We start from the raw sequence: 25,250 nt of genomic DNA, 5'->3' as shown, positions 1-25,250 counted from the left end.
CTGCGCGGCCTGCTCCTCGGCACCGGGATCGGCCACAACGGCTGGCTCGCCCTCGCCTGGTGCCTCGCCCTCACCGCGCTCGGCTACCTCTGGTCGACCTCCAAGTTCAACCAGGACGCCAAGTAACCGCCATGACGACGCGGGCCGCCCCCGCCGACTCGCCCCCTCCGAATCGCCCCCGCCGACTCGCCCCCTCCGGCTCATCGCCGCCGACTCGCCCCCTCCGAATCGCCCCCTCCGCAGGCGGCGTACCCCGACACCACGTCGGAGTACGCCGCCTCACTCGTTTCCGGGGTCCGGCTGCGACAGGCCGGGGGCGTGCGCCCCGGCGCACAGTGCTGCCGCCGCGCCCGTCGGCCGCTACCGCACGACCGTGATCCGGTCCGCCTTCGGCGGCTCGATCGGGTCGCCCGCCGAGGAGTTGGCCGTCAGGTACCGCTCCAGCGCCGCCAGGTCGTCGGCGCCGACGAGGTCGTTCGTGCCCTGGCCCAGCGTCGGGAAGCCGTCACCGCCACCGGCGAGGAAGCTGTTCGACGCGACGCGGTAGGTGGCCGCCGGGTCGATGGCCTGCCCGTTCAGCCGGATCGAGTCCGTCACCACCCGGTCGGCGCCGGTCCGGGTCAGGTCCAGCGTGTACGTCAGCCCGGACGAGACCTGGAGAATCCGCGGGGACGCCTCGTTGGCGCCGCTCACCTGCTCCTTGAGGACCTGGATCAGCTGCGCGCCCGTGAGGTCCTGGAGGTTGACCGTGTTGGCGAACGGCTGCACGGCGAAGGCCTCCGCGTACGTCACCACACCGTCGCCCTCGCTCCCCTTGGCCGCGTAGGTCAGGGGCGCGCGGATGCCGCCGGAGTTCATCAGCGCCAGGTCGGTCTCCGGGTCGAGCTCCTTGCCGTGGGCGAGCTGCGCGTCGGCGATGAGGTCGCCGAGCGGGGACTCGGTGCCGGTGTTGCCGATGTCGCCGGAGATGTAGCCGACGGGGCGGCTGCCGATCGGGGCGGCCAGGGTGTTCCACCGGTCGATCAGCTCGGTGATGTCGGGCGCCTTGGGGACGTCCCGGGTGACCACGTGGTTGGCCGACGCCACCGCCGTACGGGCGATGTCACCGGTACGCCGGTCGTAGGTCAGGGTCGTGTCCGTGTAGAGGCGGCCGAAGGAGGCCGCCGAGGTGACCATGCGCGGCTTGCCCGCCGGGTCGGGGATGGTGCACACGTACGCGTTGTGGGTGTGGCCGGTGACCAGCGCGTCCACCTGCGGGGTGACGTTCTTCGCGATCTCGACGATCGGACCGGAGACGCCGTCGCCCGCGCCCGGCGCGTCGCAGTCGTAGTTGTACGCGCCCGAGGCCGGGAAGCCGCCCTCGTGGACGAGGGCCACGATCGACTTCACGCCCTGCCTCTGGAGCTCCCTGGCGTACTTGTCGATCGTCTCGACCTCGTCCTTGAAGACGAGGCCCTTGACGCCCTCGGCGGAGACGACGTCCGGGGTGGCCTCCAGCGTCACGCCGATGAAGCCGACCTTGACGCCCTTCTTCTGCCACACCCAGTACGGCTTGAGGATCGGCTTGCCGGTCTTCTCGTCGAGGACGTTCGCGGCGAGGTAGGGGAAGTCGGCGCCCTCGAACTCCTCGTCGCCGTAGCAGCCCGCGGTGGGGTGGCAGCCGCCGTTCTGGAGGCGGGCCAGCTCCCGCGCGCCCTCGTCGAACTCGTGGTTGCCGACGGAGGTGACGTCCAGGTCGAGCTGGTTGAGCGCCTCGATGGTCGGCTCGTCGTGGAAGAGGCCGGACAGCAGCGGGGAGGCGCCGACCATGTCGCCGCCGGCGGCGGTGATGGAGTACGGGTGGCCCTCGCGGGCCTGGCGCAGGTGGGTGGCGAGGTACTCCACGCCGCCCGCGTCGACCGTCTTCGTCGTGCCGTCCGGCTGGAGTTCGGTGACCCGGCCGGAGGAACCGGCGGGCGGCTCCAGGTTGCCGTGCAGGTCGTTGAAGGAGAGCAGCTGGATGTCCTGGTAGCGGCCCGGCTGGTGCCCGCCGGGCCGGTGGCGGTGGTCCTCGCCGGCGCTCGCGGACGTCGGCAGTGCCGCCGCCAGCGCGCCGGCGGTCGCGAGCGCGGCGGCGGCCGCGAGCAGCCGGGACGTACGGCGTCCGCGGCGCGGACGCGGATGGGAAGTGGCTGGCATGCGCCCCCCTGTGGTTCGGTCGGTTCGGTGGCCTGGCGGACGGGACAGGCCCGGGCGCAGCCTAGAGTCAACGCGCGTAGCGTGACAGGGGTTTCCGGGTTACACCTTGGTTTCCCTTGTGCCGCCGCGTACCGCCGCTTCGCCGGGTCCGCCCTTACCCTCGTACGCATGACCAGCGACGACACCGCACGGCCCGACAGCCGTACCCGTTCGATCGACACCCACGCCGCGCTCACCGCGGAGCAGACCGAGGCCGTCCTCGCGCTGCTCGCCGACGCCGCCCGCGCCGACGGGCAGCAGGCGGTGTCCGAGCAGGGGCGCCTGCAACTGCGCGGCGGGGAACGCGAGGGCGTCGCGCACCTGCTGCTGACCGTCGGCGGCGAACTCGTCGGCTACGCCCAGCTGGAGGACACCGACCCGGTGGAGCCGCCCGCCGCCGAACTGGTCGTGCACCCCGCGCACCGGGGGCGGGGACACGGGCGGGCGCTCGGCGCGGCGCTGCTGGCCGCCTCCGGCAAGCGGCTGCGGGTGTGGGCGCACGGCGGCCACTCCGCCGCCCGGCACCTCGCGCAGGTCCTCGGCCTGTCCCTCTTCCGCGAACTGCGCCAGATGCGGCGCCCGCTGACCGGGTTCGAGCTGCCCGAGCCGGTGCTGCCCGAGGGCGTGACCGTGCGCACCTTCGTCCCCGGGCAGGACGACGCGGCGTGGCTCGCCGTGAACGCCGCCGCGTTCGCCCACCACCCCGAGCAGGGCTCCCTCACCCAGCGGGACCTCGACGACCGCAAGGCCGAACCGTGGTTCGACCCGGCGGGCTTCTTCCTCGCCTTCCGCGGCGACGACCTGATCGGCTTCCACTGGACGAAGGTCCACGCGGCCGAGCAACTGGGCGAGGTGTACGTCGTCGGCATCCGCCCCGACGCCCAGGGCGGCGGCCTCGGCAGGGCCCTCACCACGATCGGCCTGCGGCACCTGGCGGAGCGGGGTCTGCCGACGGCGATGCTGTACGTCGACGCCGACAACAAGGCGGCGGTGTCCGTCTACGAGCGGCTGGGGTTCGCCACCCACGAGACGGACCTGATGTACCGCACGGAGACGTGACGCGGACCTGAGCAGGGAGGGGCGGACCTGGGCGGGGGCGGACCTGGGCGGGGGCTGACCTGGGCGAGGGCTGACCTGGGCGAGGGCTGGCCTGGGCGAGGGCTGGCCTGGGCGAGGGCTGGCCTGGGCGAGGGCTGGCCTGAGCGGGGGGCCCAACCACCTGCCCGCGCACTACGGCATCCCGGCGTGACGCGGACCTGAGCCGGCGGGCGGACCCGACCGCCTGTCCGCGCACTACGGCATCCCGGCGTGACGCGGACCTGAGCCGGGGGGCGGACCCGACCGCCTGTCCGCGCACTACGGCATCCCGGCGTGACGCGGACCTGAGCCGGGGGGCGGACCCGACCACCTGCCCGCGCACTACGGCATCCCAGTGTGACGCGGACCTGAGCCGGCGGGCGGACCCAACCACCTGCCCGCGCACTACGGCATCCCAGTGTGACGCGGACCTGAGCCGGCGGGCGGGCCTACGCCACCGGGGCGAACGCCCCGCCCCCGGACGCCCCCCGCGCACGCCCGCCGGACGCCCCACCCCGGCCCCGTCCCCGGCCCCGTCCCCGCCCCCGGCGCCGCACCGGCTCCCGCCCGCACACCGCCCACACCGCCACCGCGCCGGCCAGCGCCAGCGCCCACCGGTCGTGGGCGTCCGCCCACCGCGGGTCGTCCGGCGACACGAACAGCGCCCAGTCCTCCGGCAGCAGCAGCGGCGCGAGCACGGCCGAGACCAGCAGGGCCGCCGCGGCCGACCGCCCCGGCCGCGGCCCGTCCGTCAGCCGCAGTGCCACCGCCGCCGCGGCCGGCGCGAGCACGCAGACGACGGCCGCCTCCAGGGTGAGGCCGGCCACCGGGGGCCGTACCCGCGCCGGGGCGAGCAGCAGCACCCCCGCCCACCACAGCGCGGCCCACGGCAGGACCAAGGCCGCCCGCAGGGCCTGCCGCAGCGGGCGCCGGACCGGCACCGGGACGGTGACGTTCCGGGCCGGGTCGTCCAGCAGGAACGCCAGGCCCAGCCCGCCGGCCAGCGCGGCGCCCCGCAGCGCCGTCAGCGTCGCCCAGGAGCTCGGCTCGCCGTCCGCCAGCCGGGGCATCGCGGCGAGCAGCAGCCCCACGACCCCGGCGGCCGCCAGCGCCCGCCACGGCAGCGTGCGCCACACCGGCCGCGCCAGCGCCCGGATCACTCGCACCGGTCCGCCCCCTTCGGCGCGGCCACGCCGAGCAGCCGCGCCGCCTGAGCCGTCGTCACCTTCGGCGACGTCAGCTCGGCCCAGTGCTCCTTCACCTTCTCCGTGACCTCGTCCCGCGGCCGGCCGAGCAGCTCCCGTACGACATCGGTCTGGCCCTCGGTCATGGTCAGCGGATCGGTCGGCGACAGGACGACCGCCGAACCGGTCACGCTGTCGTCGAGGCGCACGCGGCGCAGGGCGCCCAGCGGATCGTCCTGCCAGCCCAGGGAGAGCCACATCACGGTGACCATCCGGCCGTCGCACATGGCGCCGCCCGCCTTCTCGTCGCCGCCGACCAGCACGGAGGCGACGGCGGTGGAGAACTCCGGCACCCGGTTGCCGCCCCAGGCGGTGCCGACGGTCACCTGGTGCGGCGCGGTCAGCGGGGTGAGCGCGGCGTCGCCGTCCAGGCCGTACCGGGCGTCGATCCGCTGCCGTACCAGCAGCGGCTGCCGCGCCGCCTCGCCTCCGGCCAGCGACCGGACCCGGTCCACCACCTCCGCCCACGCGCCGGCCCGCTCCACCCACTCGGGGAAGGCGCAGTACGTCGTCCGCCCCCGCTCGACACACCGCTGCTCCTTCTCCGGGCTGACCGAGGCCCGTTCCCGCGCCGCCACCAGATCCGCCGAGGGCGTCAGGCCCACGGACTGCCCGACGGCCCCCAGCACCGCCAGGGCCAGCGTCCCCGCCACTCCCGCGCGCACGGCCAGGTTCCGTCCGCCCGCGATCAGCATCGCGAGGAACGCCACGCACAGCGCGGCGCCCGCCAGGTACAGGGCGTGCCAGGCGGCGGGCCGCCCCAGCAGGTCCGAGGGCAGGCTCTCGGTGCTGGCCTCGGTGACGACCGGCTTCAGCCAGGCGCCGCCCTCCCCGCTGCCGAGCGGTGCGGCACCGAGGGCGAGCGTGAACAGCAGGACGACGGCCAGCAGCGGCGCCGCGAGCGCCGAGGGCACCAGCCGGCCCACCAGCACCCCGACCGCCCCGAACAGCAGCACGGTCAGCGGCCCCACGGCCAGCTCGGCCGGCGAACCGTGCCCGACCGCGCCCGGCTTGAGCGCCTCCCACGTGAACTGCGCGGCCACGCACACCGCGGTGAGCAGGGCCGCCGGCAGGACGGACAGCGCGTGGGCGGCCGTACGGCGCCACGGCGCGACCGCCAGCGTCCCGAAGGCGGTCTCCGTGCCGTGCCGTCCGGCCCGCAGGACGGCGAAGTTGGCGCTCACCAGCACCGCGAGCCCGACGAGCAGCGGCCCGCCCTGAGTGGCGCGGTCGGCGTCCTGGAGGGCCGGGTACCCGTCCCAGGAGGACCGCGTGCGCCACACGATCCACGCGGCGTACACCACGAACGCGACGACGACCGGCACGCTCCGCAGCAGCCGCCGCGCCTCGAACCGGGCCAGCGCGGCCACGGCCCGCCACGACTCCCGCGTCCCGTCCCGCCCGGTCTCCGCCGGGGCCGCCTCCAGCACCGCGCTCACGCCGCCACCTCCGCGCCCGCGCCGTCCAGCGTCAGCAGGTAGCCGTCCTCCAGCGTGGGCTCGGCCAGGTCCGCCCCGGCCGGCGGGTCCCCCACGTTCCGGAAGGTCCCCGTCCCCGTACGCCACCCGGCCCTCGCCCCCGGGTCCCGCTCCGTACTGCTCCACACCCGCCCCGCGGCCACCGCCGTCAGCTCGGCCGGAGTGCCGTCGAACCGGATGACGCCCCCGGCCATGACCAGCACCCGGTGGCACAGCATCGCCACGTCCTCGGTCTGGTGCGTGGACAGCAGCACGGTCCGTCCCTCGCCCGCCCGCGCGATCAGCTCCCGGAACCGCATCCGCTGCTCCGGATCGAGCCCGACGGTCGGCTCGTCCAGCACCAGGAACCCGGGGTCGCCGACCAGCGCCGCGGCCAGGGCCACCCGCTGCCGCATCCCCCCGGACAGCTTCTTGATCCGCCGCCCCCGTACGTCACCCAGGCCGACCTCCTCCAGCACCCGCCGCACCTCGCGGTGGCGCCCGGCCCGATCGGTCAGCTCCTTCAGGATCGCCACGTAGTCGACGAACTCGAAGGCGGTGAAGTCCGGATGGAACCCGGGCGTCTGCGGCAGGTACCCGAGCCGCCGCCGCACCTCCTGCCGCCCGCGCGCCGTCCCCGGGTCGTGCCCGAGGACGGTGAACGCGCCCCGGTCGGCGGGCACGGCCGTGGCGAGGACCCGCAGCAGCGAGGTCTTCCCGGCCCCGTTGGGCCCCAGCAGCCCGGTGACGCCCGGCGTCAGCCGCAGCGACACCTCGTCGAGGGCGCGCGTACGCCCGTAGGAAAGACACAGCCCGGAGGCGGAAACGGTGGTCACACGAAACCCTTCAGAAGAACCGGACATCACGCGGCACTCCCCCGCGAGAAGTCGAAACGATCACGCAACGCGCACAGCAACCCGGCCCCCGCCACGGCGACCCCCGCGGCCACGCCCTGCCCCGTCACCGTGAACGGAGCGAGCGGGCCCCCTTCCCGCACCGCCTCGGCCACCGCCAGCAGCACGAGCCACGCGCCCCCCACCGCGCCCGGCCCGGCCACCGGACCGAACCGGGGCGTCAGCGCCAGCCCGGTCGACGTCAGCGCGAGCGCGGGCAGCAGCCACGCCAGCGCCCGCAGCCCGTACCCGGGCAGCGCCAGCGTCGCCAGCCCCCCGAGCCCCAGGACGGCGGCCAGCACGGCCACCGTGCGGATCATCAGCAGCCGGAACCCGTGCAGCGGCGCCACGACGGCCATCTCGTACGTCGGGTCCAGCGCGGGCCCGTACGACAGCGCCACCCCCGCCAGCGGCAGCAGCGGCGCGAGCGCGAGGAAAAGGGTGGGCGACCTTCCGGGCGGTGCCGCGTACGCGGCGGCCACGCTCAGCACCAGCACGACGACGACCGCTCCCAGCCACGACCGCCGCAGCACGGGCGTCGCCGCGAGCAGCCGCGCGGTGTGGTCGGCGACCCCGGCCCGCACCAGCAGCCCCTCGAACATCCCCGGCCGCGGCGCGTCCAGCTCGGCGTCGAGCCGCTCCCACCCCCCGTCCACATCGCCCACCGCACCGAGACCGCCCCGGCACCGCGCGCAAGCGGCCAGGTGCGCGTCGGCCGACCACAGCGCGGGCGCCGCCAGCTCCCCCCGGGCGTACGCCCGCAGATCCTCTTCCGGCACATGCCAGCTCATGCCAGCGCCTCCCTCAGCTGCTTGCGGGCCCGCATCGCCCGCGTCTTGACCGTCCCCGGCGGAATCCCCAGCAGGACGGCCGCCTCCCGCGTCGTCAGCCCGTCCACGACCGTGGCCTGCAACACCGCCCGCAGCTCCGGCGACAGCCGGACCAGCGCCCCCGCCAGGTCCCCGTGCTCCACACCCGCCAGCACCCGCTCCTCCGCCGACGCCTCGTCCCGGTGCCGCAGCCGCGCCAGCGCCTGCCGCAACCGCCCCCGCGCCCCGGCGCTGCGCAGCGCGTCCACCAGCCGCCGTGACCCGATCCGCCACAGCCACCCGGCCACATCGCCGTCCTCCCGGTACCGGGCGGTCCCCCGCCACACCGCGAGAAAGGTCTCCTGCACCACGTCGTCGACGACCCCCGGATCGGCACACCGGCTGCGCATCCTGGCCGTCAGCCAGGGCGCGTACCGCCGGTACAGCTCCTCGAAGGCGCGCCGGTCACCGTCCTCGGCGACGGCCCGCAGCAGCTCACCGTCGCTTCTCGTTCCGCTCACGTCTCCTCATCGCACGAGCCACCCCGACCGGTTCACGATCGCAGCCACCCATCCCCACAACCGCCCGCGCCCCCCCACACACAACCGCCCACACCCCCACGGACCCGCAAGCGCCCGCACCCGCACATGCGCCGCAGGCACCCCCGCCCAACCGGCACAGCCCTCCGCAGACACCCCCGCCCACCGCCGGAGGCCCCCCGCTATCCCACACGTCATGTCCTCGTAACCATCGATTCAGACGGCCTTGCGACCCTCGCCGAATGAAGCCCGCCCTGCCAGAGCCTTCACCGCCCCCGGAGGGGGGCGCGGAAAACGGGACCGCTCGCGCCGTCACAGCGCTCCCGCCCGCGTCTTCCGACGCGCCTGTCCTCCTGGCGGCGCGGAAGAATGGGTTCATGAGCCAGCCCAACTCCCCGGCAGAGGTCCAGCACACGCAGCCCTCCGTGGGCTCCATCGCCGCGCACCGCCCGCACACCGTGGCGGCCACGGTCTCCGACCTGGAACCCGACATCGACGCGGACCTCGACGGGTACGAGGAGTCGGCGGAGTCCCAGGGCTCCGGCGCCCCGCTCCCCCAGGGCCGCTTCCTCGACCGCGAACGCAGCTGGCTCGCGTTCAACGAACGCGTCCTCGAACTGGCCGAGGACCCGAACACCCCCCTGCTCGAACGCGCGAACTTCCTCGCGATCTTCGCCAGCAACCTGGACGAGTTCTTCATGGTCCGCGTCGCCGGCCTGAAGCGCCGTATCGCCACCGGCGTCGCCACCCGCTCCGCCTCCGGCCTCCAGCCCCGCGAGGTGCTGGAGATGATCTGGGCCCGCTCGCGGGAGCTCATGGCCCGGCACGCCGCCTGCTTCCACGAGGACGTCGCCCCGGCCCTCGCCGAGGAGGGCATCCACCTGGTCCGCTGGCCGGAGCTGACGGAGAAGGAGCAGGCCCGCCTGTTCACCCTCTTCCGCCACCAGATCTTCCCGGTGCTCACCCCCCTCGCCGTCGACCCGGCGCACCCCTTCCCCTACATCTCGGGCCTCTCCCTCAACCTCGCGGTCGTCGTCCGCAACCCGGTCACGGGCCACCGCCACTTCGCCCGCGTCAAGGTCCCCCCGCTGCTCTCCCGCTTCCTGGAAGCGTCCCCGGGCCGTTACGTCCCCATCGAGGACGTGATCGCCGCCCACCTGGAGGAGCTGTTCCCGGGCATGGAGGTGCTGGAGCACCACGCCTTCCGCCTCACCCGCAACGAGGACCTGGAGGTCGAGGAGGACGACGCCGAGAACCTCCTCCAGGCCCTGGAGAAGGAACTGATGCGGCGCCGCTTCGGCCCGCCCGTCCGCCTGGAGGTCGAGGAGTCCATCGACCGCGAGGTCCTCGACCTGCTGGTCCGCGAGCTGAAGGTCGGCGAGGCGGAGGTCTACCCCCTGCCCGGCCCCCTGGACCTCACCGGCCTGTTCCGCATCCACCGCCTGGACCGGCCCGAGCTGAAGTACGCCAAGTTCGTCGCCGGCACCCACCGCGACCTCGCCGAGGTGGAGTCGGCGTCCGCGCCGGACATCTTCGCCGCGCTGCGCAGCCGGGACGTCCTCCTCCACCACCCGTACGACTCGTTCTCCACGTCCGTGCAGGCGTTCCTGGAGCAGGCCGCGGCCGACCCCGACGTGCTGGCGATCAAGCAGACGCTGTACCGGACCTCGGGCGACTCCCCGATAGTCGACGCGCTCATCGAGGCGGCCGAGTCCGGCAAGCAGGTCCTGGTCCTGGTCGAGATCAAGGCCCGCTTCGACGAGCACGCGAACATCAAGTGGGCCCGCAAGCTGGAGGAGGCCGGCTGCCACGTCGTCTACGGCCTGGTCGGCCTCAAGACGCACTGCAAGCTGTCCCTCGTCGTCCGCCAGGAGGGCGAGACCCTCCGCCGCTACAGCCACGTGGGCACCGGCAACTACCACCCGAAGACGGCCCGCCTCTACGAGGACCTCGGCCTGCTCACGGCCGACCCGCAGGTCGGCGCGGACCTCTCCGACCTGTTCAACCGCCTCTCCGGCTACTCCCGCCGCGAGACCTACCGCCGCCTGCTCGTCGCCCCCAAGTCGCTGCGCGACGGCCTGGTCTCACGGATCCACAAGGAGATCCAGCACCACCGCGCCGGTCGTCCCGCCTACGTCCGCATCAAGGTCAACTCCATCGTCGACGAGGCCGTCGTCGACGCGCTGTACCGCGCGTCCCAGGCGGGCGTGCCGGTCGACGTGTGGGTGCGCGGGATCTGCGCGCTGCGCCCGGGGGTCGCGGGCCTGTCGGAGAACATCCGGGTCCGCTCCGTCCTCGGCCGCTTCCTCGAACACTCGCGTGTCTTCGCCTTCTGCAACGGCGGCGAGCCGGAGGTGTGGATCGGCAGCGCCGACATGATGCACCGCAACCTCGACCGCCGTATAGAGGCACTCGTCCGGGTCGTCGACCCGGCCCACCGGGCGGCCCTCAACCGGCTCCTGGAGACCGGTATGTCCGACACCACCGCCTCCTGGCACCTCGGCCCGGACGGCGAGTGGACCCGGCACGCGGCCGACGCGGACGGAGGGCCCCTGCGCAACGTCCAGGAGATGCTCATAGACGCCCGGAGGCGCCGGCGTGGTAAAGCGACACCTTGACCCGACGACCCCCACGACCGGAACCACCCCCGGCCGCCCACCCGCCCCGGACCGCTCCCAGGCCCTCCGGGGCCACCGCCCGACCACCCCGGACCGGCCCCCGGCCACTCCGGACCGGCCCCTGACCGCCCCGGACCGGCCCCCGGCCACCCGGGAACGCACCACGTCCCCCACCACGAAAACCACGCCCCCCACCAGGGAGACCATCACCACCACGGAAGCGATCCCCCACACCACGGAAGCGATCACGCCCACCACGGAAGCCACCGCCTTCACCGCGGAGACCGTCGCCGGCTACCTGCGGACGCAGGCCACGGAGTTCCTGCGGGCCCTGCGCCTGCACCGGGAGACCGGCCCCGGCGCGGGCGCCGGCCCGGAGGGCTCCGCCGACGCGGCCCGCGCGCTGCGCCGCTCGGCCCGCCGCATCAGCGGCACCCTGCACACGTTCCAGTCCCTCCTGGACCCGGACTGGGCGGAGGCCATGCGCCCGGAGCTGGCCTGGCTGTCGGGCACCCTGGCCCTGGAGCACGCCTACGCGGCCCGCCTGGACCGCCTGCTCCAGGCCCTGCACCGGCTGTCGGGCACGACCACCGCGGGCCAGGCGTACCCGGCCCGGGCCACACCCCCGGAGCGGGGCAACCTCACGGTGGGCGCGGTGAAGGCGGGCGCCCTGCTCGACCGGCAGCTGACGCTGGCCCGGACCCGGGCCCACTCCACCGCCCTGCAGGCCCTGGGTTCCGCCCGCTTCCACGCGGTCGCCGACAAGGTGGCCGTCCTGGCCAGCGAGGTCCCCCTGGCCCCGGGCGCGGCGGGCGCCGACCCACGCCCGCTCGCCGCGGCGGCCCACGACCGTCTGACGGACGCGGTCGCGGCCCTGCCCCTGGTCACCGCCGGGAACCCGTACAACGCCCAGGCGCTGGTCCACGGCCTGTCCCCGGACCCGTCCCCGCACCCGCAGGACGCGCCCTGGCACCAGGTACGGCTGCTGCTGCGCCTGCACCGCTACGCCCGCGAGGTCCTGCACGGCGGGGACGACCCGATGGGCGTGGACGTGGACGTCCGGCTGCTGGCCGCGGGCGAGGCCCTCGACCGGCACCGCGACGCCTCGGAGGCCGCCGCCGCGGCGGCGCAGGCGGCCCGCACGCCGCGCATCGCCCCGGCGACGGCGTACGCGCTCGGCGTGCTCCACGCCGATCAGCGGCACGAGGTGGAGGCGGCGAGGTACGCGTTCCAGCGCTGCTGGCGGAAGGAACCCGTCGGCAGGGCGTAGGAGACCCGGCCCCGGAGACACGAGAGGGCCGCCCCGGCACCCGGGGCGGCCCTCTCGCGCCGGTACGGCGACGAGCCGCGGCCTCGGCAGAACCTGCCACCCCACCCGAAGCCCGCCCCGGCCGAAACCAACCCGCGAACAGAACGTGTCTGACGGAGACCGACCAAGGAAATCGGCACCTCTCGTACCCGCTCATCACCCTATGCGGCGAAATCTCACCATCGGTCACCAGCCTCCGCGATCGGCCCGTACTCTCGACGTAAGCGTTCCGTGACCTCACCGCACAGCCTTCAGGGATTCACTCTCCGTTCACTTACGCCCACAGGCGGCTTCACCTGATCTGCCTAATTTCGGCCTCAGCCGATGCGGGCACCTTTTCGAGGCCCGCCCCCTGCTCTCAGTCTTCGCACGCCGCCACCGGCTCGGCGGCTCCCGGAAGGAACTCCCGACAGTGAAGCTTCAGCGCATGAACCGGCGGGCCCTCGCCCTCGGCGCACTCGCCGTCTCCGGCGCCCTGGCCCTCTCGGCGTGCGGCTCGGACGACACCGGCGGAAACAGCAACGGCGGCGACGCCACGGCCAACGCCAACACCTCCATCAAGTGCGACGACGCCAAGGGCCAGCTCCAGGCGTCGGGCTCCTCCGCCCAGAAGAACGCGATCGACGCGTGGGTCAAGCAGTACACCGCGGCCTGCAAGAGCGTGCAGATCAACTACAACCCGACCGGTTCGGGCGCCGGCATCACCGCGTTCACCCAGGGCCAGACCGCGTTCGCCGGGTCGGACTCCGCGCTGAAGCCCGAGGAGATCGAGGCGTCCAAGAAGATCTGCTCCGGCGGCCAGGGCATCGACCTGCCGATGGTCGGCGGCCCGATCGCCGTCGGCTTCAACGTCCCGGGCGTCGACACCCTCGTCCTGGACGCGCCGACGCTCGCCAAGATCTTCGACAGCAAGATCGGCAACTGGAACGACGCCGCGATCAAGAAGCTCAACCCGGACGCGAAGCTGCCCGACCTGAAGATCCAGGCGTTCCACCGCTCCGACGAGTCCGGCACCACGGACAACTTCACCAAGTACCTCAAGGCCGCCGCGCCGGACGACTGGAAGTACGAGCCGGGCAAGTCCTGGGAGGCCGAGGGCGGCCAGTCCGCGCAGGGCTCCTCCGGCCTCGCCCAGCAGGTGAGCCAGACCTCCGGCGCCATCTCCTACTTCGAGCTGTCGTACGCCAAGAACGGCATCAAGACCGTCGACATCAAGACCGAGGCCGCCGAGCCGGTCAAGGCCACCGTCGAGAACGCCACCGCGGCCATCGGCGCCGCCAAGGTCGTCGGCACCGGCAAGGACCTCGCGCTGGAGCTGGACTACACCCCGTCCGCCGCGGGCGCCTACCCGATCGTCCTGGTGACGTACGAGATCGTCTGCGACAAGGGCAACAAGGCGGAGAGCCTGCCCGCCACCAAGTCCTTCCTGAACTACATCGCCTCCGAGGACGGGCAGGGCCTGCTGGCCGAGGCCGGTTACGCCCCGATGCCCGACGAGATCATCACCAAGGTCCGCGAGACCATCTCGGGCCTGAGCTGACCCGAGTGCGGCCCGGCCCCGGACGGGACCGGGCCGCACCGTCCGGTGCACCGCCGCCAGGAGCCCCCGCCACCCGGGCCGCGCTCCGCCCGAGCCGCCCCGCACGGCGGCTCCGCAGACCGGAGAACTCGATGGACATATCGACACAGAACCCCTCAGCACCCCCCGCACCCCAGCCGACCGGGGCGGAGGACAAGCGCGCCGCCCGCGGCGCCACCCGCCCCGGAGACCGGATCTTCCTCGGGCTCTCCCGCGGCTCCGGCATCTTCGTCCTGGTCCTCATGGCCGCCATCGCGGCCTTCCTGACCTACCGGTCCGTCCTCGCCATCGGCAAGGACGAGGCCAACTTCCTCACCACCTTCGAGTGGAACCCCAACGGCGTCCCGCCGAAGTTCGGCATCGCGGTGCTCGTCTTCGGCACCATCGTGTCGTCGGCCATCGCCATGGTCATCGCCGTGCCGATCGCGGTCGGCATCGCCCTGTTCCTCACCCACTACGCCCCGCGCCGCCTCGCCGGCCCCATCGCGTACGTGATCGACCTGCTCGCCGCGGTGCCGTCCATCGTCTACGGCCTGTGGGGCGTCCTGGTCCTCGCGCCGAACCTGACCGGCCTGTACGGCTGGCTGGACACGTACCTGGGCTGGACCGGCATCCTCGAGTGGAGCGGCGGCGCCCCGCGCTCGCTGTTCACCGTCGGCATCCTGCTCGCCATCATGATCCTGCCGATCATCACCAACGTGAGCCGCGAGGTCTTCCGGCAGGTCCCGCGGATGCACGAGGAGGCGGCCCTGGCCCTCGGCGCCACGCGCTGGGAGGTCATCCGCATGTCCGTGCTGCCCTTCGGGCGCTCCGGCGTGATCTCCGCCTCGATGCTCGGCCTCGGCCGCGCGCTCGGCGAGACCATGGCCGTCGCGATGGTCCTCTCCCCGACCCTCGACATCAACGCCAGCCTGCTCGACCCGGGCGGCGGCACCTTCGCCCAGAACATCGCCAGCAAGTTCAACGAGGCCACCCCCATGGGCCGGGACGCGCTGATCGCCTCCGGTCTGGTGCTCTTCGTCATCACCCTGCTGGTCAACGGCGCGGCCCGCATGATCATCGCCCGCCGCAAGGAGTACTCGGGGGCCAACGCATGAGCCACGCAACCCTCAACGACAACCCGGCCGGGCGCCCGCCGAGCTCACTGCGCGGCGCGACCCTGCCCACGTGGTTCCCGTGGGCGACCGCCGCCGGCTCCGTCGCCCTGGGCCTCGGCATCAGCGCGGCGGCCGGGCTGGACAGCAGCATCCAGTGGGCGCTGATCGCCGCCGTCCTGTTCGTCCTCGGCTCCTACGCCGTCTCCGCGCGCGTCGAGGGGCGGCGCCAGGCCAAGGACCGGGTGGCGACCAGCCTCGTCTGGGTGGCGTTCCTCCTCGCCATCATCCCGCTGGCCTCCCTGGTCTGGGAGACCGTCAGCCGCGGCGTGAAGGTCCTCGACGTCTACTTCCTCACCCACTCCATGGGCGTGGTCGCCGACACCGAGCCCGGCGGCGGCATCTACCACGCCATCCTCGGCACCCTCCAGCAGGTCGGCCTGGCCACCGTGATGTCCGTGCCGATCGGCGTGCTCACCGCGATCTACCTCGTCGAGTACGGGCGCGGCCGGCTCGCCAAGGCCGTCACCTTCTTCATCGACGTCATGACGGGCATCCCGTCGATCGTCGCCGGCCTGTTCATCCTCAGCCTGTGGATCCTGATCCTGGGCATGGGCTACTCCGGCTTCGCCGGCTCCCTCGCCCTGTCCATCCTGATGATCCCGGTCGTCGTCCGCTCCACCGAGGAGATGCTCAAGCTCGTCCCGAACGAGCTGCGCGAGGCGTCGCTGGCGCTGGGCGTGCCCAAGTGGCGGACCATCCTGAAGGTCGTCCTGCCGACGTCGATCGGCGGCATCACCACCGGCGTGATGCTGGCCATCGCCCGCATCACCGGCGAGACGGCCCCCGTGCTGCTGCTGGTCTGGGTCACGAACTTCATCAACGCCAACCCGTTCTCCGACCCGCAGGCGTCGCTGCCGATGTACATCTACCTCCAGTACGTCAACAGCGGCGGCCCGGGCCCGGCCTACGACCGCGCCTGGGCGGCGGCCCTGACGCTCATCGCCTTCATCATGATCCTCAACCTGGTGGCCCGCGGCATCGCCCGCTGGAAGGCCCCCAAGACCGGTCGCTAAGGCCTCGGACCCGACGAAAGAAGCAGTGATTCACATGGCCAAGCGCATCGACGTCAGCGGCCTCAACGCCTACTACGGCTCCTTCCTGGCCATCGAGGACATCTCGATGACCATCGAACCCCGCTCCGTGACGGCCTTCATCGGCCCGTCCGGCTGCGGCAAGTCCACGTTCCTGCGCACCCTCAACCGGATGCACGAGGTCACGCCCGGCGGGCGCGTGGAAGGCAAGGTCATGCTCGACGCCGAGAACCTGTACGGCGCCGGAATCGACCCGGTGGCCGTGCGGCGCGAGGTCGGCATGGTCTTCCAGCGGCCCAACCCGTTCCCGACGATGTCGGTGTACGACAACGTGGCGGCGGGCCTGCGGCTGAACGGCAAGTACCGCAAGTCCGAGCTGGACGACATCGTCGAGAAGTCGCTGCGGGGCGCCAACCTCTGGAACGAGGTCAAGGACCGCCTGAACAAGCCGGGCTCGGGCCTGTCCGGCGGCCAGCAGCAGCGCCTGTGCATCGCCCGGGCGATCGCCGTCGAGCCGAACGTGCTGCTGATGGACGAGCCCTGCTCCGCCCTGGACCCGATCTCGACCCTCGCCATCGAGGACCTGATCGGCGAGCTGAAGGAACGGTTCACGATCGTCATCGTGACGCACAACATGCAGCAGGCGGCGCGCGTCTCGGACCGTACGGCGTTCTTCAACCTGGCCGCGGTCGGGCAGCCCGGCAAGCTGATCGAGATCGACGACACGGAGCGGATCTTCTCCAACCCGTCGGTCCAGGCCACGGAGGACTACATCTCCGGCCGCTTCGGCTGATCCCGCGCTTCGGCTGGTCCCGCGCTCCGGCCGATCCCGCGCTTCGGCTGGTCCCGCGCTTCGGCCGATCCCGCCTCCCCTGCTCCTCGCGGTGCTGCATGGCGGTGCCACCGCGAGGAAGAGGAAGGGCCCGCCCCCGGCTCCCGGGGCGGGCCCTTCACCATGACCGGCGCCGCGCACACGGCCGGCACCGGCACCGATTACAAGAACGCCAGATTGACGATCCAGAACGACACCGCGGCCACCACCGCGGCCGCCGGCATCGTGATGAACCAGCCCAGGATGATGTTCTTGGCGACGCCCCACCGCACGGCGTTCACCCGCTTCGTCGCCCCGACGCCCATGATCGCCGAGGTGATGACGTGCGTCGTGGAGATCGGCGCGTGGAAGAAGAACGCCGTCGAGAACATGATCGACGCGCCCGTCGTCTCGGCCGCGAACCCCTGCGGCGGATCGAGCTCGATGATCTTCCGGCCCAGCGTCCGCATGATCCGCCAGCCACCGGCGTACGTCCCCAGCGACAGCATCAGCGCACAGGCGATCTTCACCCACACCGGGATGGGATCGCCGTAGTCCTCGACGTCGGCGATGACGAGGGCCATCACCACGATGCCCATCGTCTTCTGGGCGTCCTGGAGGCCGTGCCCGAGCGCCATGCCGGCCGCCGACACCGTCTGCGCGATACGGAAGCCGCGCTTGGCCTTGTGCGGGTTGGCCCGCCGGAAGATCCACAGGATCGCCGTCATGACCAGGTAGCCGGCGAGCAGGCCGACCACCGGTGACAGGAACATGGGAATGACGATCTTGTCCAGGACGCCGTCCCAGTACACGGTCGTCCCGCCGGCCAGCGCCGCGCCCACCATGCCGCCGAAGAGCGCGTGGGAGGAGGACGAGGGCAGGCCGAAGTACCAGGTGATCAGGTTCCAGACGATCGCGCCGACGAGCGCGGCGAAGAGGATGCCCATCCCCGTCGAGCCCTCGGGCGTCTCGATGAGGCCCTCGCTGACGGTCTTGGCGACCCCGGAGCCGAGGAACGCGCCGGCGAGGTTCATCACGGCCGCCATCGCGAGCGCCGCCCGCGGCGTGAGCGCCCGGGTCGACACGGAGGTGGCGATGGCGTTGGCGGAGTCGTGGAAGCCGTTGGTGTAGGTGAAGAACAGCGCGACCGCGATGGTCACGACCAGAGCGAAGGTGTCCATGGCGTGGGCTCAGGACTCCTTGACCGCGATGGTCTCCACCGTGTTGGCCACGTGCTCGAACGCGTCGGCGGCCTCTTCCAGCACGTCCACGATCTGCTTGAGCTTGAGGACCTCGATGGCGTCGTACTTGCCGTTGAAGAGGTGGGCGAGCAGCTTGCGGTGGATCTGGTCGGCCTGGTTCTCCAGCCGGTTGACCTCGATCCAGTACTCGGTGAGGTTGTCCATCGTGCGCAGGTGCGGCATCGCCTCGGCCGTCAGCTCGGCGGCCCGGGCCAGGACCTCGATCTGCTGCTCGACGCCCTTGGGCAGTTCCTCGACGTTGTAGAGGACGACCAGGTCGACGGCCTCCTCCATGAAGTCCATGATGTCGTCGAGGGACGAGGCGAGGGAGTAGATGTCCTCACGGTCGAACGGCGTGATGAAGGAGGAGTTCAGCTGGTGGAAGATCGCATGCGTGGCGTCGTCACCTGCGTGTTCAGCGGCCCGCATACGCTCTGCGATCTCGGCTCGGGCGGAAGCGTCCGCCCCGAGCAGTTCCATCAGGAGTTTCGAGCCGGTGACGATGTTGTCCGCGGATGCGGCGAACATGTCGTAGAAGCTCGTCTCCCTGGGGGTCAGACGAAAGCGCACGTGGGGTCCTCGGGGTGCATCGGTTTCGGTCAGGCTGATGCTAGGCGCATCATCCGGCCACGGCTAACGGGCCGTCCCCCAGTGTCGCCCATCAGGCACAGTGATGAGCAGGGGGGCGGACCGGGGCCCCGCTCGGCACGCGGCGCCCGGTCCCGGCCACCAGGCGTATACCCCAGGAAGTTCGCTACCATATACCCGTCGGGGGTATATGTCGGCTATCTGCCCAACAGGAGGACGCGATGACGACCACCGAGGCCGGCGCCGGGGCGCCCTCCGCCGCCGTGGAAGAAGTGACCGAGACCGCGGCGCACGTGACCGAGACCGCGGCGCACGTGGACGGAGCGGCGGCGCCGGACGTCGTGACCGACCACGACCGGGGCGTGCACGGGTACCACAAGCAGAAGGACGAGCACCTCAAGCGGCTGCGCCGCATCGAGGGCCAGATCCGCGGGCTCCAGCGGATGGTCGACGAGGACGTCTACTGCATCGACATACTCACCCAGGTCTCCGCCTCCACCAAGGCCCTGCAGTCCTTCGCCCTGCAGCTGCTGGAGGAGCACCTGCGCCACTGCGTCGCCGACGCCGCCCTCAAGGGCGGTGCCGAGATCGACGCGAAGGTGGAGGAGGCCACGAAGGCGATCGGCCGGCTGCTGCGCACCTGAGCCGCACCGGATCACCCGCTCCCCGTCCCCACCGGATCACCGGCTCACCGGCTGCTCACCGGCCGGCGCCGCGTTCGCGTTCCTCGGCGACCCGCAGCACCTCGTCGATGCTCTCCATGCTGAGCCGCTCCCGGGCCGCCGAGGCCGCGATGATCAGCTCCCCGCACAGCTCTATCTCGGCGAGGGCCACGTGGTCCTGCACCGCCGTACCGCCGACCGGAGCCACGCGCATCACCTCTTCCCTGCCGTCACCGGCTTCCTAGGCTTTCCTAGGGTAGGGAGCGGCCCACGCACCGTGCATGGCACGGACGGGCTAGTACGGGCCTAGTTCTCGCCGCCCGGACCCTCGGCGATCTTGCCGGCGTAGATGTCCTCGCCGTCCGGGAGCCGTACGGCGACGGGGGTGCCGAAGTCGTAGAGCAGGGCCGTCGAGGCGACGGCGACGGTGTCCCGACTCGGGCCGTTGACGAAGCTGAACCGGTGCCGGATCTTGCGGATGCGGCCGTCGTCGTCGAGGTACACGTCGAACGGGACCGCGGCCGCGGCGAACCCTTTCGCCGCCGCGGCCAGGGAGTCGCGGTTGCCGGCCGAGGCGTCCCGCGCCGCGTCCGCCAGGTCGGCGGTCCCCCGGTAGTGCCGGACCCGGGTCCCGGCGACCTCCGTCCGGCCGACGTACGCCGCCGTCCGCGTCCCGCGCAGCACCTCGGCGGCGGCGAGGGGGTCGGTGGCACCGCCGGTCACCAGGTTCCCGTCGGAGAGGCCGGCGGTTTCGACCCGCACCCACTTGTCGGCGGGCACGCCGGCGCCCCGGTTCTTCATGTAGAGGGCGCCGGGCGCGAGGAGTTCGGTGATCGGGCGGCGTTCGCTGTGTCCGGCGGGGTCCGGGGGCAGCAGCACCTTCAGCCGGCCGAGGCGCTGCCGGAAGTCGTACACGCCCTCGCCGCGGATGGTCACGCGGGTGCCGCCGCTGGCCATCTCCATCGACGTACGCGCCTGGGAGCTGCCGGCCTCCACCAGGCGGTCGGCGGCCCGGCGCAGCACCGCGACCGGGTCGCCGCCGGGCGCGTCCTGGGCCGCGGCCCCGCCGCCGGAGCATCCGCAGGCGCCGAGCCCCGTGCCGAGGGCGGCACCCGCCGCGGCCACCGCCCGGCCCACCCGCCTGTACCGCCGCTGCCGCCTCGCCATCGCCTGCCGACCCCCTGCCGCCGCGTCCGTCCCGGGCCCGTGTCGTTCCGGTTAACGACGGGTAGGGGGCCCCGTCACGCGGGCGGGTGCCGTCCCGTCACCCGCCACCGGTACGGTGGCGCCGTGGCGCAGCAGGACGGCCGGGCCCCCTCCGGGGAGCCTTCGGAACACCGCACGACGACAGTGGAGCAGGGCCGCTTCTGCGCGGCCCGCTGCTCCTGCGGCTGGCGCGGCCCGGCCCGCAGGGCGAGAAGCCTGGCCCGCGCGGACGCCGAGGGACACACCGGAAACTGACACGGGCCCCGCGCGTCTCCCGCGCGGGGCCCGTCGTCCCGTCTTCGGTGGATCCGTCCGGAGCCGTGAGGCCCTGTGAGATCCGCCGGACCCGGCGCTATGCCGCCAGATCCCGCTCCTCCGCCGTCCCCGCGGCCTCCCTGCGCGCCCCCGGGATCACGGCGTCCCGCCCGACGCGGGCCCGGCCGCGCGCCGCGATGAGCCATCCGGCCCGCGGCGACCGCTCGACCGCCTTGGCCAGCGGCGTGAGCAGCATCATGGCGAGCGGCGACAGCAGCAGGGCGACCGCCGTGCCGAGCGCGAAGCCGCCGACGACGTCCGTCGGGTAGTGCACACCCATGTAGACGCGGCAGAAGCCCTCCAGCAGGGCCAGGGCGATACCGACGAGGCCGAACCTGCGGTTGGCGACGAACAGGGCGACACCCATGGCCATGGTGAGCGTGGCGTGGTCGCTGACGAACGAGAAGTCGTTCTTGCCGTCCACGAGGACGTCCAGGCCCTCGTGGGACTTGAAGGGCCGAGGCCGCTCCACGAAGCCCCGTATCGGCACGTTGACCAGCACCGCGATGCCCGCCGCGAGCGGCGCCCACACCAGCGCGGCCACGGACGGGGCGGCGTCGGGGCCGCCGCGCCTGCGCACCGACCACCAGCACCACAGCACCAGCAGCACGAGGGCGAGCAGCAGTCCGTACTCGCCGACGTACTCCATGACCCGGTCGAACCAGTGCGGTGCGTCCTTGGCCAGGCCGTTGATGTCGTAGAGCAGCTCGACGTCGGGGTTCGACCCGGATTCGGCGAGTCCAGCCATGTGCTGCGGCCCCTTCGTCTTCCTCATCTCCGGCGCACCCCTGTGTGCGCCGCTTCCGCCACCCCCGTGGTACGTAGATCCGCTTCCGTTGCACACGCGCACGCGCGCACGGGCGCGTGTCACGTGCCGGCTGACGTCCGCTCGGCTACGTCAACAGGAACGCACGGCACCCGTTGATACGTTCCACTCTCCACCGAATGATCACGCAGACGTTATCGAAGAGAGACACGTCGCCGCAGCTCAGGGCAGGGTTTCACGTTCGGTTCACACCGTGGTGGGGAGCGCTTTCGCGCCATCCTCGGTGACCCGGGTGGCCCCGAAGTAGTCCGGGGTGTCGATCGGATCGAACCGGATGACGGCCCCCGGACGGGGCGCGTTGATCATTTTCCCGCCGCCGACGTAAATACCCACGTGCCGGATGGCCCGCGAGTCGGTGAGGTCGTCCGAGAAGAACACCAGGTCGCCCGGGAGCAGCTCGTCCCGCTTCGGGTGCGGTCCCGCGTTGTACTGGTCGTTGGCCACCCGCGGCAGCGTGATCCCGACGCTCTCGTACGCGGCCTTGGTCAGCCCCGAGCAGTCGAACCGGCCGCCCTGGTCGGCGGTGCCGTTGCCGCCCCACAGATAAGGCGTGCCGAGCTTCTTCTGCGCGTACGCGATGGCCCCGGCGGCCTGCTCGGAGGGGTCGACGCGGGTGACGGGGGCGGCGAAGCTCTTCTCCAGCGTCGTGATCGTCTTGACGTAGTTCCGCGTCTCCTCGTACGGCGGCACGCCCTGGTACTTGATCACCGCGTAGGCGCCCGCGTTGTAGGAGGCGAGCATGTTCTCGGTCGGGTTCCCGGGGACGTCCTTCACGTACTTCGCGAGCGTGCAGTCGTACGACGCGGCCGACGGGATCGCGTCCGCGGGGTCCCACACGTCCCGGTCGCCGTCCCCGTCCCCGTCGATCCCGTGCGTGGCCCAGGTCCCGGGGATGAACTGCGCGATCCCCTGTGCCGCCGCCGGGCTCTTGGCGGTCGGGTCGAACCCGCTCTCCTGGTAGAGCTGGGCGGCGAGCAGGGCCGGGTTGATGGCCGGGCAGAGGTTGCCCCACTTCTGCACGAGCCCCTGGTACGCAGCGGGCACCGACCCCTTGGCCAGCGTTTTGGCGGCGCCCCTCAGACCGCCCGCGAGATTACCGGCGGCCACGTACACGCCGACGACGAGCAGCATCACGAACGCCAGACCGCCACCCACGACAGCGGTCGCCACGAGCCACGCCTTACGCACCGTCAACCGCCCCTCACCGATCGGGACTCCACCGCCGGCCGTCAGTGTAGAGGCGGGCCCCGCGCCGTGGGGCACTCACCCGAGACGGATTCGGCACACCCGGAACCGCGCCCCGCGCACGAGCCCAAAGCCTCTCGGCCCGATGCGCACGAGACGGCTTTGTCAGCCGAACGGGATGGGAGGCTTACTGCGCTCCGCGCGGGCGATGGATGCATAGTCCCCGAACGCGGGGACCTGCTCCCAGTAATCGTCGAAACTCTGCCCCTCGGCAAGGAAGAGCTCCTGCTGGAACGACTCTCCGGTCCGTTCGTCTTGCACGGTCCGCAGGCCAGTTCCTTCTGGCCAATATTCGTCCTTTTGCACCCTTACACTCTGCGACATTCCGAGATACTCGGCAGCTTCCCCGTAGTCGTAGCTGACAATTCCCCCCAGGAACAGCTTTTCGCCGCGTGGACTGAAGATATAGAGGAAGGACACGCGTCCGTATTCATCATAGAAGTACACGCGCACATGGCCACTTCGCAGGGCAAGCTCGATACTGCGATCCGCGCGCGCAGAGTCGCCGGTCTGTGGCGCGACCGCATAGGGCTCTCCTGCCCGATGGCGCCGTTCGGCCTCCTCGGCAGTGATCTGCTTAATCGGCTTGTCGAACCGGTTATTCCATCGCTGACAGTAGAACAAAGACATGAACCGCAACCCTTCGCTACGTGTAGATGTGGCCCGCGCTGTCGCGAATCATAATGTTCAGCTCCTGTGCATATTCGATGATCTCATCCGGAATCGCACGGTTCTGCACGGGCACCTCAAGGATCATGTCGCCTGTGAGCGGCTCTCCATCTAGCCCTGGGTATTTATTGCTCCGGATGACAGTGTCCGGCGCATACTTGCTCAGCATCTCGTCGAGGTAGCCACGCGCTGTCTTCAGTTCGACTTCCGCCAGTTGAGTGTACTTTCGGGACACGATCTCCTTGCCCGGCACGTACGAGTCGAGCCTCTTCCCATTCGCCAGATGAACCTCGTTGGCCGGGTAGCGCGGGTAATTTTCATTATTAAATCTGTTCCCAGCGTATATCTTCGCTCGTTGCTCGGCAGGTATGTCACTCCAGGCGAACAGCCAGTGCTCGTCGAGTCCGGAGGCATTCGGGTACAGGAGCGGCCGGCCGGCAGATCCGACGGGTATGCCGCCGTTCGGTGTCGCCAGGACGGGGCCACGGACGTTGAGGTTGATGCCGTTGAGAGCGGTCTTGATGCCGCCGGCGTCCTTGATGCCCTGGTAGGCCCCTGCCCCGGCTCCGAAAACGCCGCCGAAGAGGGCGCCGGTGGCTCCGGCCTCCTGGGCCTGTTCGATGCTGTACCCGTCCTGGAGACCGTGCTTGATGCGCAGCGGCTGGGCGACGGCCAGATCGACGGTGATGGATTCGATGCCGCCGAAACAGACACCGACCAGGGTCGTGGCGGCGAGGCGGGCCACACCGGCGGAGACGGAGACGCCCAAGGAAGCCGCGAGGTCCACGATGGTGGCGGCAGCCGTCGCACCGGCGCCGGCGGCGAGACCACCGGTGACAAGTGCCAGGCCGAGGCCGGCGACGATGACTGCGGCAGCGATCTCGAGCTGGGTGTCGATCTGGTTCTTGACGTTCCGGATGTCGTCGGCGTAGTCGTCCAGCGCCTTGGCCATGGCGCGGGCCGAGTCCTCCAGATCCTTCAGCCAGCCCTTGTTGCCGTGGCGGTAGCGGCGCCAGAACTCGTCGAAGGCTTCGATCGAGTCACCCTTGCTGTTCTCGATGACGTCCCGGGCCGCCATGTGGGTGGCACCGGTGACATCGTGGACGGCGTCGGCGAAAGTCCGCCAGACCCCGGCGGCCTCCCGCAGCCTGTCCTCGTCGGCGTCCGGCCACCACATGCCCAACGCTTCGACGAGGTACTCCTTCGCCTCTTCGAACGCACCCATCAGCGGTCGCCCTTGCGACCCGCCTGAGTGAACATGCCCTCGATCAGGCGCTCGTTGTCGATGTGGCCATCGGCCATGCCCTTCATCGCGTCACCGATGCCGGCCAGTCCCTCCACGAGGATGGCGACGGCCTTCTCGACCTTCTCGCGGTTCGGCGCGTAGGCGTTCTCGAACTCCTTGCCCTGTTCGTCCCCGCCCCACGGGGCACCCAGGCCGTCCAGTGTCGTGCTCAGCGCGTGGGCCGCCTTACGCAGAGCCTCGCTCTCACGATGGAAGATCGGTGCGGCCGACTTCAGGCCGTCCGTCGATATGTCCATGGTCTCGCCCTCGCCCACGCTGCCCCTCCCAGTTCGGCGTCAACTGGCCGACGCTGTCTCAGCGCCATGTGACGCTCGCAAGCTCCCTTGCTCGGACGGCCCGGATGTGGCCCTCGCCCTCGCCCGCGCCCGCAGCCGGTGGGGAACTCGAGTTTGGCGATGGGGCGGCCGACGGCGCTCGAGCACGTATTACCGAGTCCGAGGAGAGCGGCGAG

At 72.0% G+C, this 25,250-nt stretch carries 24 protein-coding genes and 1 pseudogene; 10 read left to right on the top strand and 15 right to left on the bottom strand.

Annotated features, from left to right (window positions below):
- A pseudogene (locus ABZ340_RS32415) lies at positions 1 to 126 on the top strand (ABC transporter permease); the annotation flags it as partial.
- A 234-nt stretch (positions 127 to 360) separates the two neighbouring features.
- Here ABZ340_RS32415 and ABZ340_RS32410 read toward each other — a convergent pair.
- Positions 361 to 2,178, bottom strand: coding sequence for a bifunctional metallophosphatase/5'-nucleotidase (locus tag ABZ340_RS32410; protein ID WP_358785451.1), 1,818 nt, complete (start codon positions 2,176 to 2,178; stop codon positions 361 to 363).
- A gap of 168 nt (positions 2,179 to 2,346) precedes the next feature.
- Between ABZ340_RS32410 and mshD the strand changes: the two genes are divergently transcribed.
- Positions 2,347 to 3,276 (top strand): mycothiol synthase, encoded by a 930-nt coding sequence (gene mshD, locus ABZ340_RS32405; protein ID WP_358785450.1) that lies wholly within the window; start codon positions 2,347 to 2,349, stop codon positions 3,274 to 3,276.
- A 467-nt stretch (positions 3,277 to 3,743) separates the two neighbouring features.
- Here the strand turns inward: mshD and ABZ340_RS32400 are convergent, their stop codons facing one another.
- Genes ABZ340_RS32400 through ABZ340_RS32380 form a run of 5 tightly spaced genes read right to left on the bottom strand, consistent with a single transcriptional unit; the run spans position 3,744 to position 8,218 of the window.
- The gene (locus tag ABZ340_RS32400) at positions 3,744 to 4,460 is read right to left on the bottom strand and encodes an ABC transporter (protein ID WP_358785449.1); all 717 of its coding nucleotides are present in this window, start codon (positions 4,458 to 4,460) and stop codon (positions 3,744 to 3,746) included.
- On the bottom strand, positions 4,451 to 5,977 hold the full coding sequence (locus tag ABZ340_RS32395; protein WP_358785448.1) for an ABC transporter permease: 1,527 nt from the start codon (positions 5,975 to 5,977) through the stop codon (positions 4,451 to 4,453). The genes ABZ340_RS32400 and ABZ340_RS32395 overlap by 10 nt, the downstream gene beginning before the upstream one ends.
- A complete protein-coding gene (locus tag ABZ340_RS32390; RefSeq protein ID WP_358785447.1) occupies positions 5,974 to 6,831 on the bottom strand; it encodes an ABC transporter ATP-binding protein in 858 nt (285 codons plus the stop codon). The genes ABZ340_RS32395 and ABZ340_RS32390 overlap by 4 nt, the downstream gene beginning before the upstream one ends.
- A 26-nt stretch (positions 6,832 to 6,857) precedes the next feature.
- Positions 6,858 to 7,679, bottom strand: coding sequence for a zf-HC2 domain-containing protein (locus tag ABZ340_RS32385; RefSeq protein ID WP_358785446.1), 822 nt, complete (start codon positions 7,677 to 7,679; stop codon positions 6,858 to 6,860).
- Entirely contained in the window at positions 7,676 to 8,218 is a 543-nt protein-coding gene (locus tag ABZ340_RS32380; protein ID WP_358785445.1) for an RNA polymerase sigma factor, read from the bottom strand. The genes ABZ340_RS32385 and ABZ340_RS32380 overlap by 4 nt, the downstream gene beginning before the upstream one ends.
- A 395-nt stretch (positions 8,219 to 8,613) precedes the next feature.
- Between ABZ340_RS32380 and ABZ340_RS32375 the strand changes: the two genes are divergently transcribed.
- The 6 genes from ABZ340_RS32375 to pstB all read left to right on the top strand — a co-directional run bounded on the left by ABZ340_RS32375 (position 8,614) and on the right by pstB (position 16,723).
- The gene (locus ABZ340_RS32375) at positions 8,614 to 10,854 is read left to right on the top strand and encodes an RNA degradosome polyphosphate kinase (protein WP_358785444.1); all 2,241 of its coding nucleotides are present in this window, start codon (positions 8,614 to 8,616) and stop codon (positions 10,852 to 10,854) included.
- A 244-nt stretch (positions 10,855 to 11,098) separates the two neighbouring features.
- On the top strand, positions 11,099 to 12,124 hold the full coding sequence (locus tag ABZ340_RS32370) for a CHAD domain-containing protein (protein WP_358785454.1): 1,026 nt from the start codon (positions 11,099 to 11,101) through the stop codon (positions 12,122 to 12,124).
- Between the two features lie 451 nt (positions 12,125 to 12,575).
- The gene (gene pstS, locus ABZ340_RS32365; protein ID WP_358785443.1) at positions 12,576 to 13,703 is read left to right on the top strand and encodes a phosphate ABC transporter substrate-binding protein PstS; all 1,128 of its coding nucleotides are present in this window, start codon (positions 12,576 to 12,578) and stop codon (positions 13,701 to 13,703) included.
- A 131-nt stretch (positions 13,704 to 13,834) separates the two neighbouring features.
- Complete coding sequence (pstC, locus tag ABZ340_RS32360; protein WP_358785442.1) at positions 13,835 to 14,839, top strand: phosphate ABC transporter permease subunit PstC; 1,005 nt, start codon at positions 13,835 to 13,837, stop codon at positions 14,837 to 14,839.
- Positions 14,836 to 15,912 (top strand): phosphate ABC transporter permease PstA, encoded by a 1,077-nt coding sequence (pstA, locus tag ABZ340_RS32355; protein ID WP_358785441.1) that lies wholly within the window; start codon positions 14,836 to 14,838, stop codon positions 15,910 to 15,912. Before pstC ends, pstA begins: the two co-directional genes overlap by 4 nt.
- 34 nt (positions 15,913 to 15,946) lie before the next feature.
- The gene (gene pstB, locus ABZ340_RS32350) at positions 15,947 to 16,723 is read left to right on the top strand and encodes a phosphate ABC transporter ATP-binding protein PstB (protein ID WP_044382944.1); all 777 of its coding nucleotides are present in this window, start codon (positions 15,947 to 15,949) and stop codon (positions 16,721 to 16,723) included.
- 200 nt (positions 16,724 to 16,923) lie between these two features.
- On the opposite strand, the gene pitH is transcribed toward pstB, so the two are convergent.
- Both pitH and ABZ340_RS32340 read right to left on the bottom strand, forming a co-directional pair.
- Entirely contained in the window at positions 16,924 to 17,922 is a 999-nt protein-coding gene (gene pitH / locus ABZ340_RS32345) for a low-affinity phosphate transporter PitH (protein ID WP_358785440.1), read from the bottom strand.
- Positions 17,923 to 17,931: 9 nt separating this feature from the next.
- On the bottom strand, positions 17,932 to 18,552 hold the full coding sequence (locus tag ABZ340_RS32340) for a DUF47 family protein (RefSeq protein ID WP_026252685.1): 621 nt from the start codon (positions 18,550 to 18,552) through the stop codon (positions 17,932 to 17,934).
- A 239-nt stretch (positions 18,553 to 18,791) separates the two neighbouring features.
- Between ABZ340_RS32340 and ABZ340_RS32335 the strand changes: the two genes are divergently transcribed.
- Positions 18,792 to 19,214 carry a metal-sensitive transcriptional regulator gene (locus tag ABZ340_RS32335; protein WP_358785439.1) on the top strand — a complete coding sequence of 141 codons (423 nt, stop codon included), beginning with the start codon at positions 18,792 to 18,794 and terminating at the stop codon, positions 19,212 to 19,214.
- Positions 19,215 to 19,269: 55 nt separating this feature from the next.
- On the opposite strand, the gene ABZ340_RS32330 is transcribed toward ABZ340_RS32335, so the two are convergent.
- Positions 19,270 to 19,446, bottom strand: a complete 177-nt coding sequence (locus tag ABZ340_RS32330; RefSeq protein ID WP_358785438.1) for a hypothetical protein — start codon at positions 19,444 to 19,446, stop codon at positions 19,270 to 19,272.
- A gap of 92 nt (positions 19,447 to 19,538) precedes the next feature.
- Entirely contained in the window at positions 19,539 to 20,399 is an 861-nt protein-coding gene (locus tag ABZ340_RS32325) for a hypothetical protein (RefSeq protein WP_358785437.1), read from the bottom strand.
- A 123-nt stretch (positions 20,400 to 20,522) separates the two neighbouring features.
- On the opposite strand from ABZ340_RS32325, the gene ABZ340_RS32320 reads away from it, so the two are divergent.
- Entirely contained in the window at positions 20,523 to 20,693 is a 171-nt protein-coding gene (locus ABZ340_RS32320; RefSeq protein WP_358785436.1) for a hypothetical protein, read from the top strand.
- Positions 20,694 to 20,790: 97 nt separating this feature from the next.
- Here the strand turns inward: ABZ340_RS32320 and ABZ340_RS32315 are convergent, their stop codons facing one another.
- The 5 genes from ABZ340_RS32315 to ABZ340_RS32295 form a co-directional block, all read right to left on the bottom strand.
- Entirely contained in the window at positions 20,791 to 21,501 is a 711-nt protein-coding gene (locus tag ABZ340_RS32315; RefSeq protein WP_358785435.1) for a phosphatase PAP2 family protein, read from the bottom strand.
- 264 nt (positions 21,502 to 21,765) lie between these two features.
- Positions 21,766 to 22,788, bottom strand: coding sequence for a bifunctional lytic transglycosylase/C40 family peptidase (locus ABZ340_RS32310; RefSeq protein ID WP_358785453.1), 1,023 nt, complete (start codon positions 22,786 to 22,788; stop codon positions 21,766 to 21,768).
- A 141-nt stretch (positions 22,789 to 22,929) separates the two neighbouring features.
- Positions 22,930 to 23,454, bottom strand: coding sequence for a hypothetical protein (locus ABZ340_RS32305; RefSeq protein ID WP_358785434.1), 525 nt, complete (start codon positions 23,452 to 23,454; stop codon positions 22,930 to 22,932).
- Between the two features lie 16 nt (positions 23,455 to 23,470).
- Positions 23,471 to 24,718, bottom strand: a complete 1,248-nt coding sequence (locus tag ABZ340_RS32300; protein ID WP_358785433.1) for a hypothetical protein — start codon at positions 24,716 to 24,718, stop codon at positions 23,471 to 23,473.
- Positions 24,718 to 25,035, bottom strand: a complete 318-nt coding sequence (locus ABZ340_RS32295; RefSeq protein ID WP_358785432.1) for a hypothetical protein — start codon at positions 25,033 to 25,035, stop codon at positions 24,718 to 24,720. The genes ABZ340_RS32300 and ABZ340_RS32295 overlap by 1 nt, the downstream gene beginning before the upstream one ends.
- Positions 25,036 to 25,250: the final 215 nt, after the last annotated feature.

Origin of the sequence: Streptomyces sp. NPDC006134, from assembly GCF_040628835.1 — a bacterium.
In the GTDB taxonomy this organism is placed as follows: Bacteria; Actinomycetota; Actinomycetes; order Streptomycetales; family Streptomycetaceae; genus Streptomyces.
The sequence above is the reverse complement of the archived record's forward strand: the minus strand, read 5'-3'. Positions and strand labels throughout refer to the sequence as shown.

Bases quoted from the DNA above. Each gene is read 5' to 3' on its own strand.
- ABZ340_RS32410 (WP_358785451.1), bottom strand. From the start codon at position 2,178: ATGCCAGCCACTTCCCATCCGCGTCCGCGCCGCGGACGCCGTACGTCC.
- mshD (WP_358785450.1), top strand. From the start codon at position 2,347: ATGACCAGCGACGACACCGCACGGCCCGACAGCCGTACCCGTTCGATC.
- ABZ340_RS32385 (WP_358785446.1), bottom strand. From the start codon at position 7,679: ATGAGCTGGCATGTGCCGGAAGAGGATCTGCGGGCGTACGCCCGGGGG.
- ABZ340_RS32375 (WP_358785444.1), top strand. From the start codon at position 8,614: ATGAGCCAGCCCAACTCCCCGGCAGAGGTCCAGCACACGCAGCCCTCC.
- pstC (WP_358785442.1), top strand. From the start codon at position 13,835: ATGGACATATCGACACAGAACCCCTCAGCACCCCCCGCACCCCAGCCG.
- pstA (WP_358785441.1), top strand. From the start codon at position 14,836: ATGAGCCACGCAACCCTCAACGACAACCCGGCCGGGCGCCCGCCGAGC.
- pstB (WP_044382944.1), top strand. From the start codon at position 15,947: ATGGCCAAGCGCATCGACGTCAGCGGCCTCAACGCCTACTACGGCTCC.
- pitH (WP_358785440.1), bottom strand. From the start codon at position 17,922: ATGGACACCTTCGCTCTGGTCGTGACCATCGCGGTCGCGCTGTTCTTC.
- ABZ340_RS32335 (WP_358785439.1), top strand. From the start codon at position 18,792: ATGACGACCACCGAGGCCGGCGCCGGGGCGCCCTCCGCCGCCGTGGAA.
- ABZ340_RS32330 (WP_358785438.1), bottom strand. From the start codon at position 19,446: ATGCGCGTGGCTCCGGTCGGCGGTACGGCGGTGCAGGACCACGTGGCC.
- ABZ340_RS32325 (WP_358785437.1), bottom strand. From the start codon at position 20,399: ATGGCGAGGCGGCAGCGGCGGTACAGGCGGGTGGGCCGGGCGGTGGCC.
- ABZ340_RS32315 (WP_358785435.1), bottom strand. From the start codon at position 21,501: ATGGCTGGACTCGCCGAATCCGGGTCGAACCCCGACGTCGAGCTGCTC.
- ABZ340_RS32305 (WP_358785434.1), bottom strand. From the start codon at position 23,454: ATGTCTTTGTTCTACTGTCAGCGATGGAATAACCGGTTCGACAAGCCG.
- ABZ340_RS32300 (WP_358785433.1), bottom strand. From the start codon at position 24,718: ATGGGTGCGTTCGAAGAGGCGAAGGAGTACCTCGTCGAAGCGTTGGGC.
- ABZ340_RS32295 (WP_358785432.1), bottom strand. From the start codon at position 25,035: ATGGACATATCGACGGACGGCCTGAAGTCGGCCGCACCGATCTTCCAT.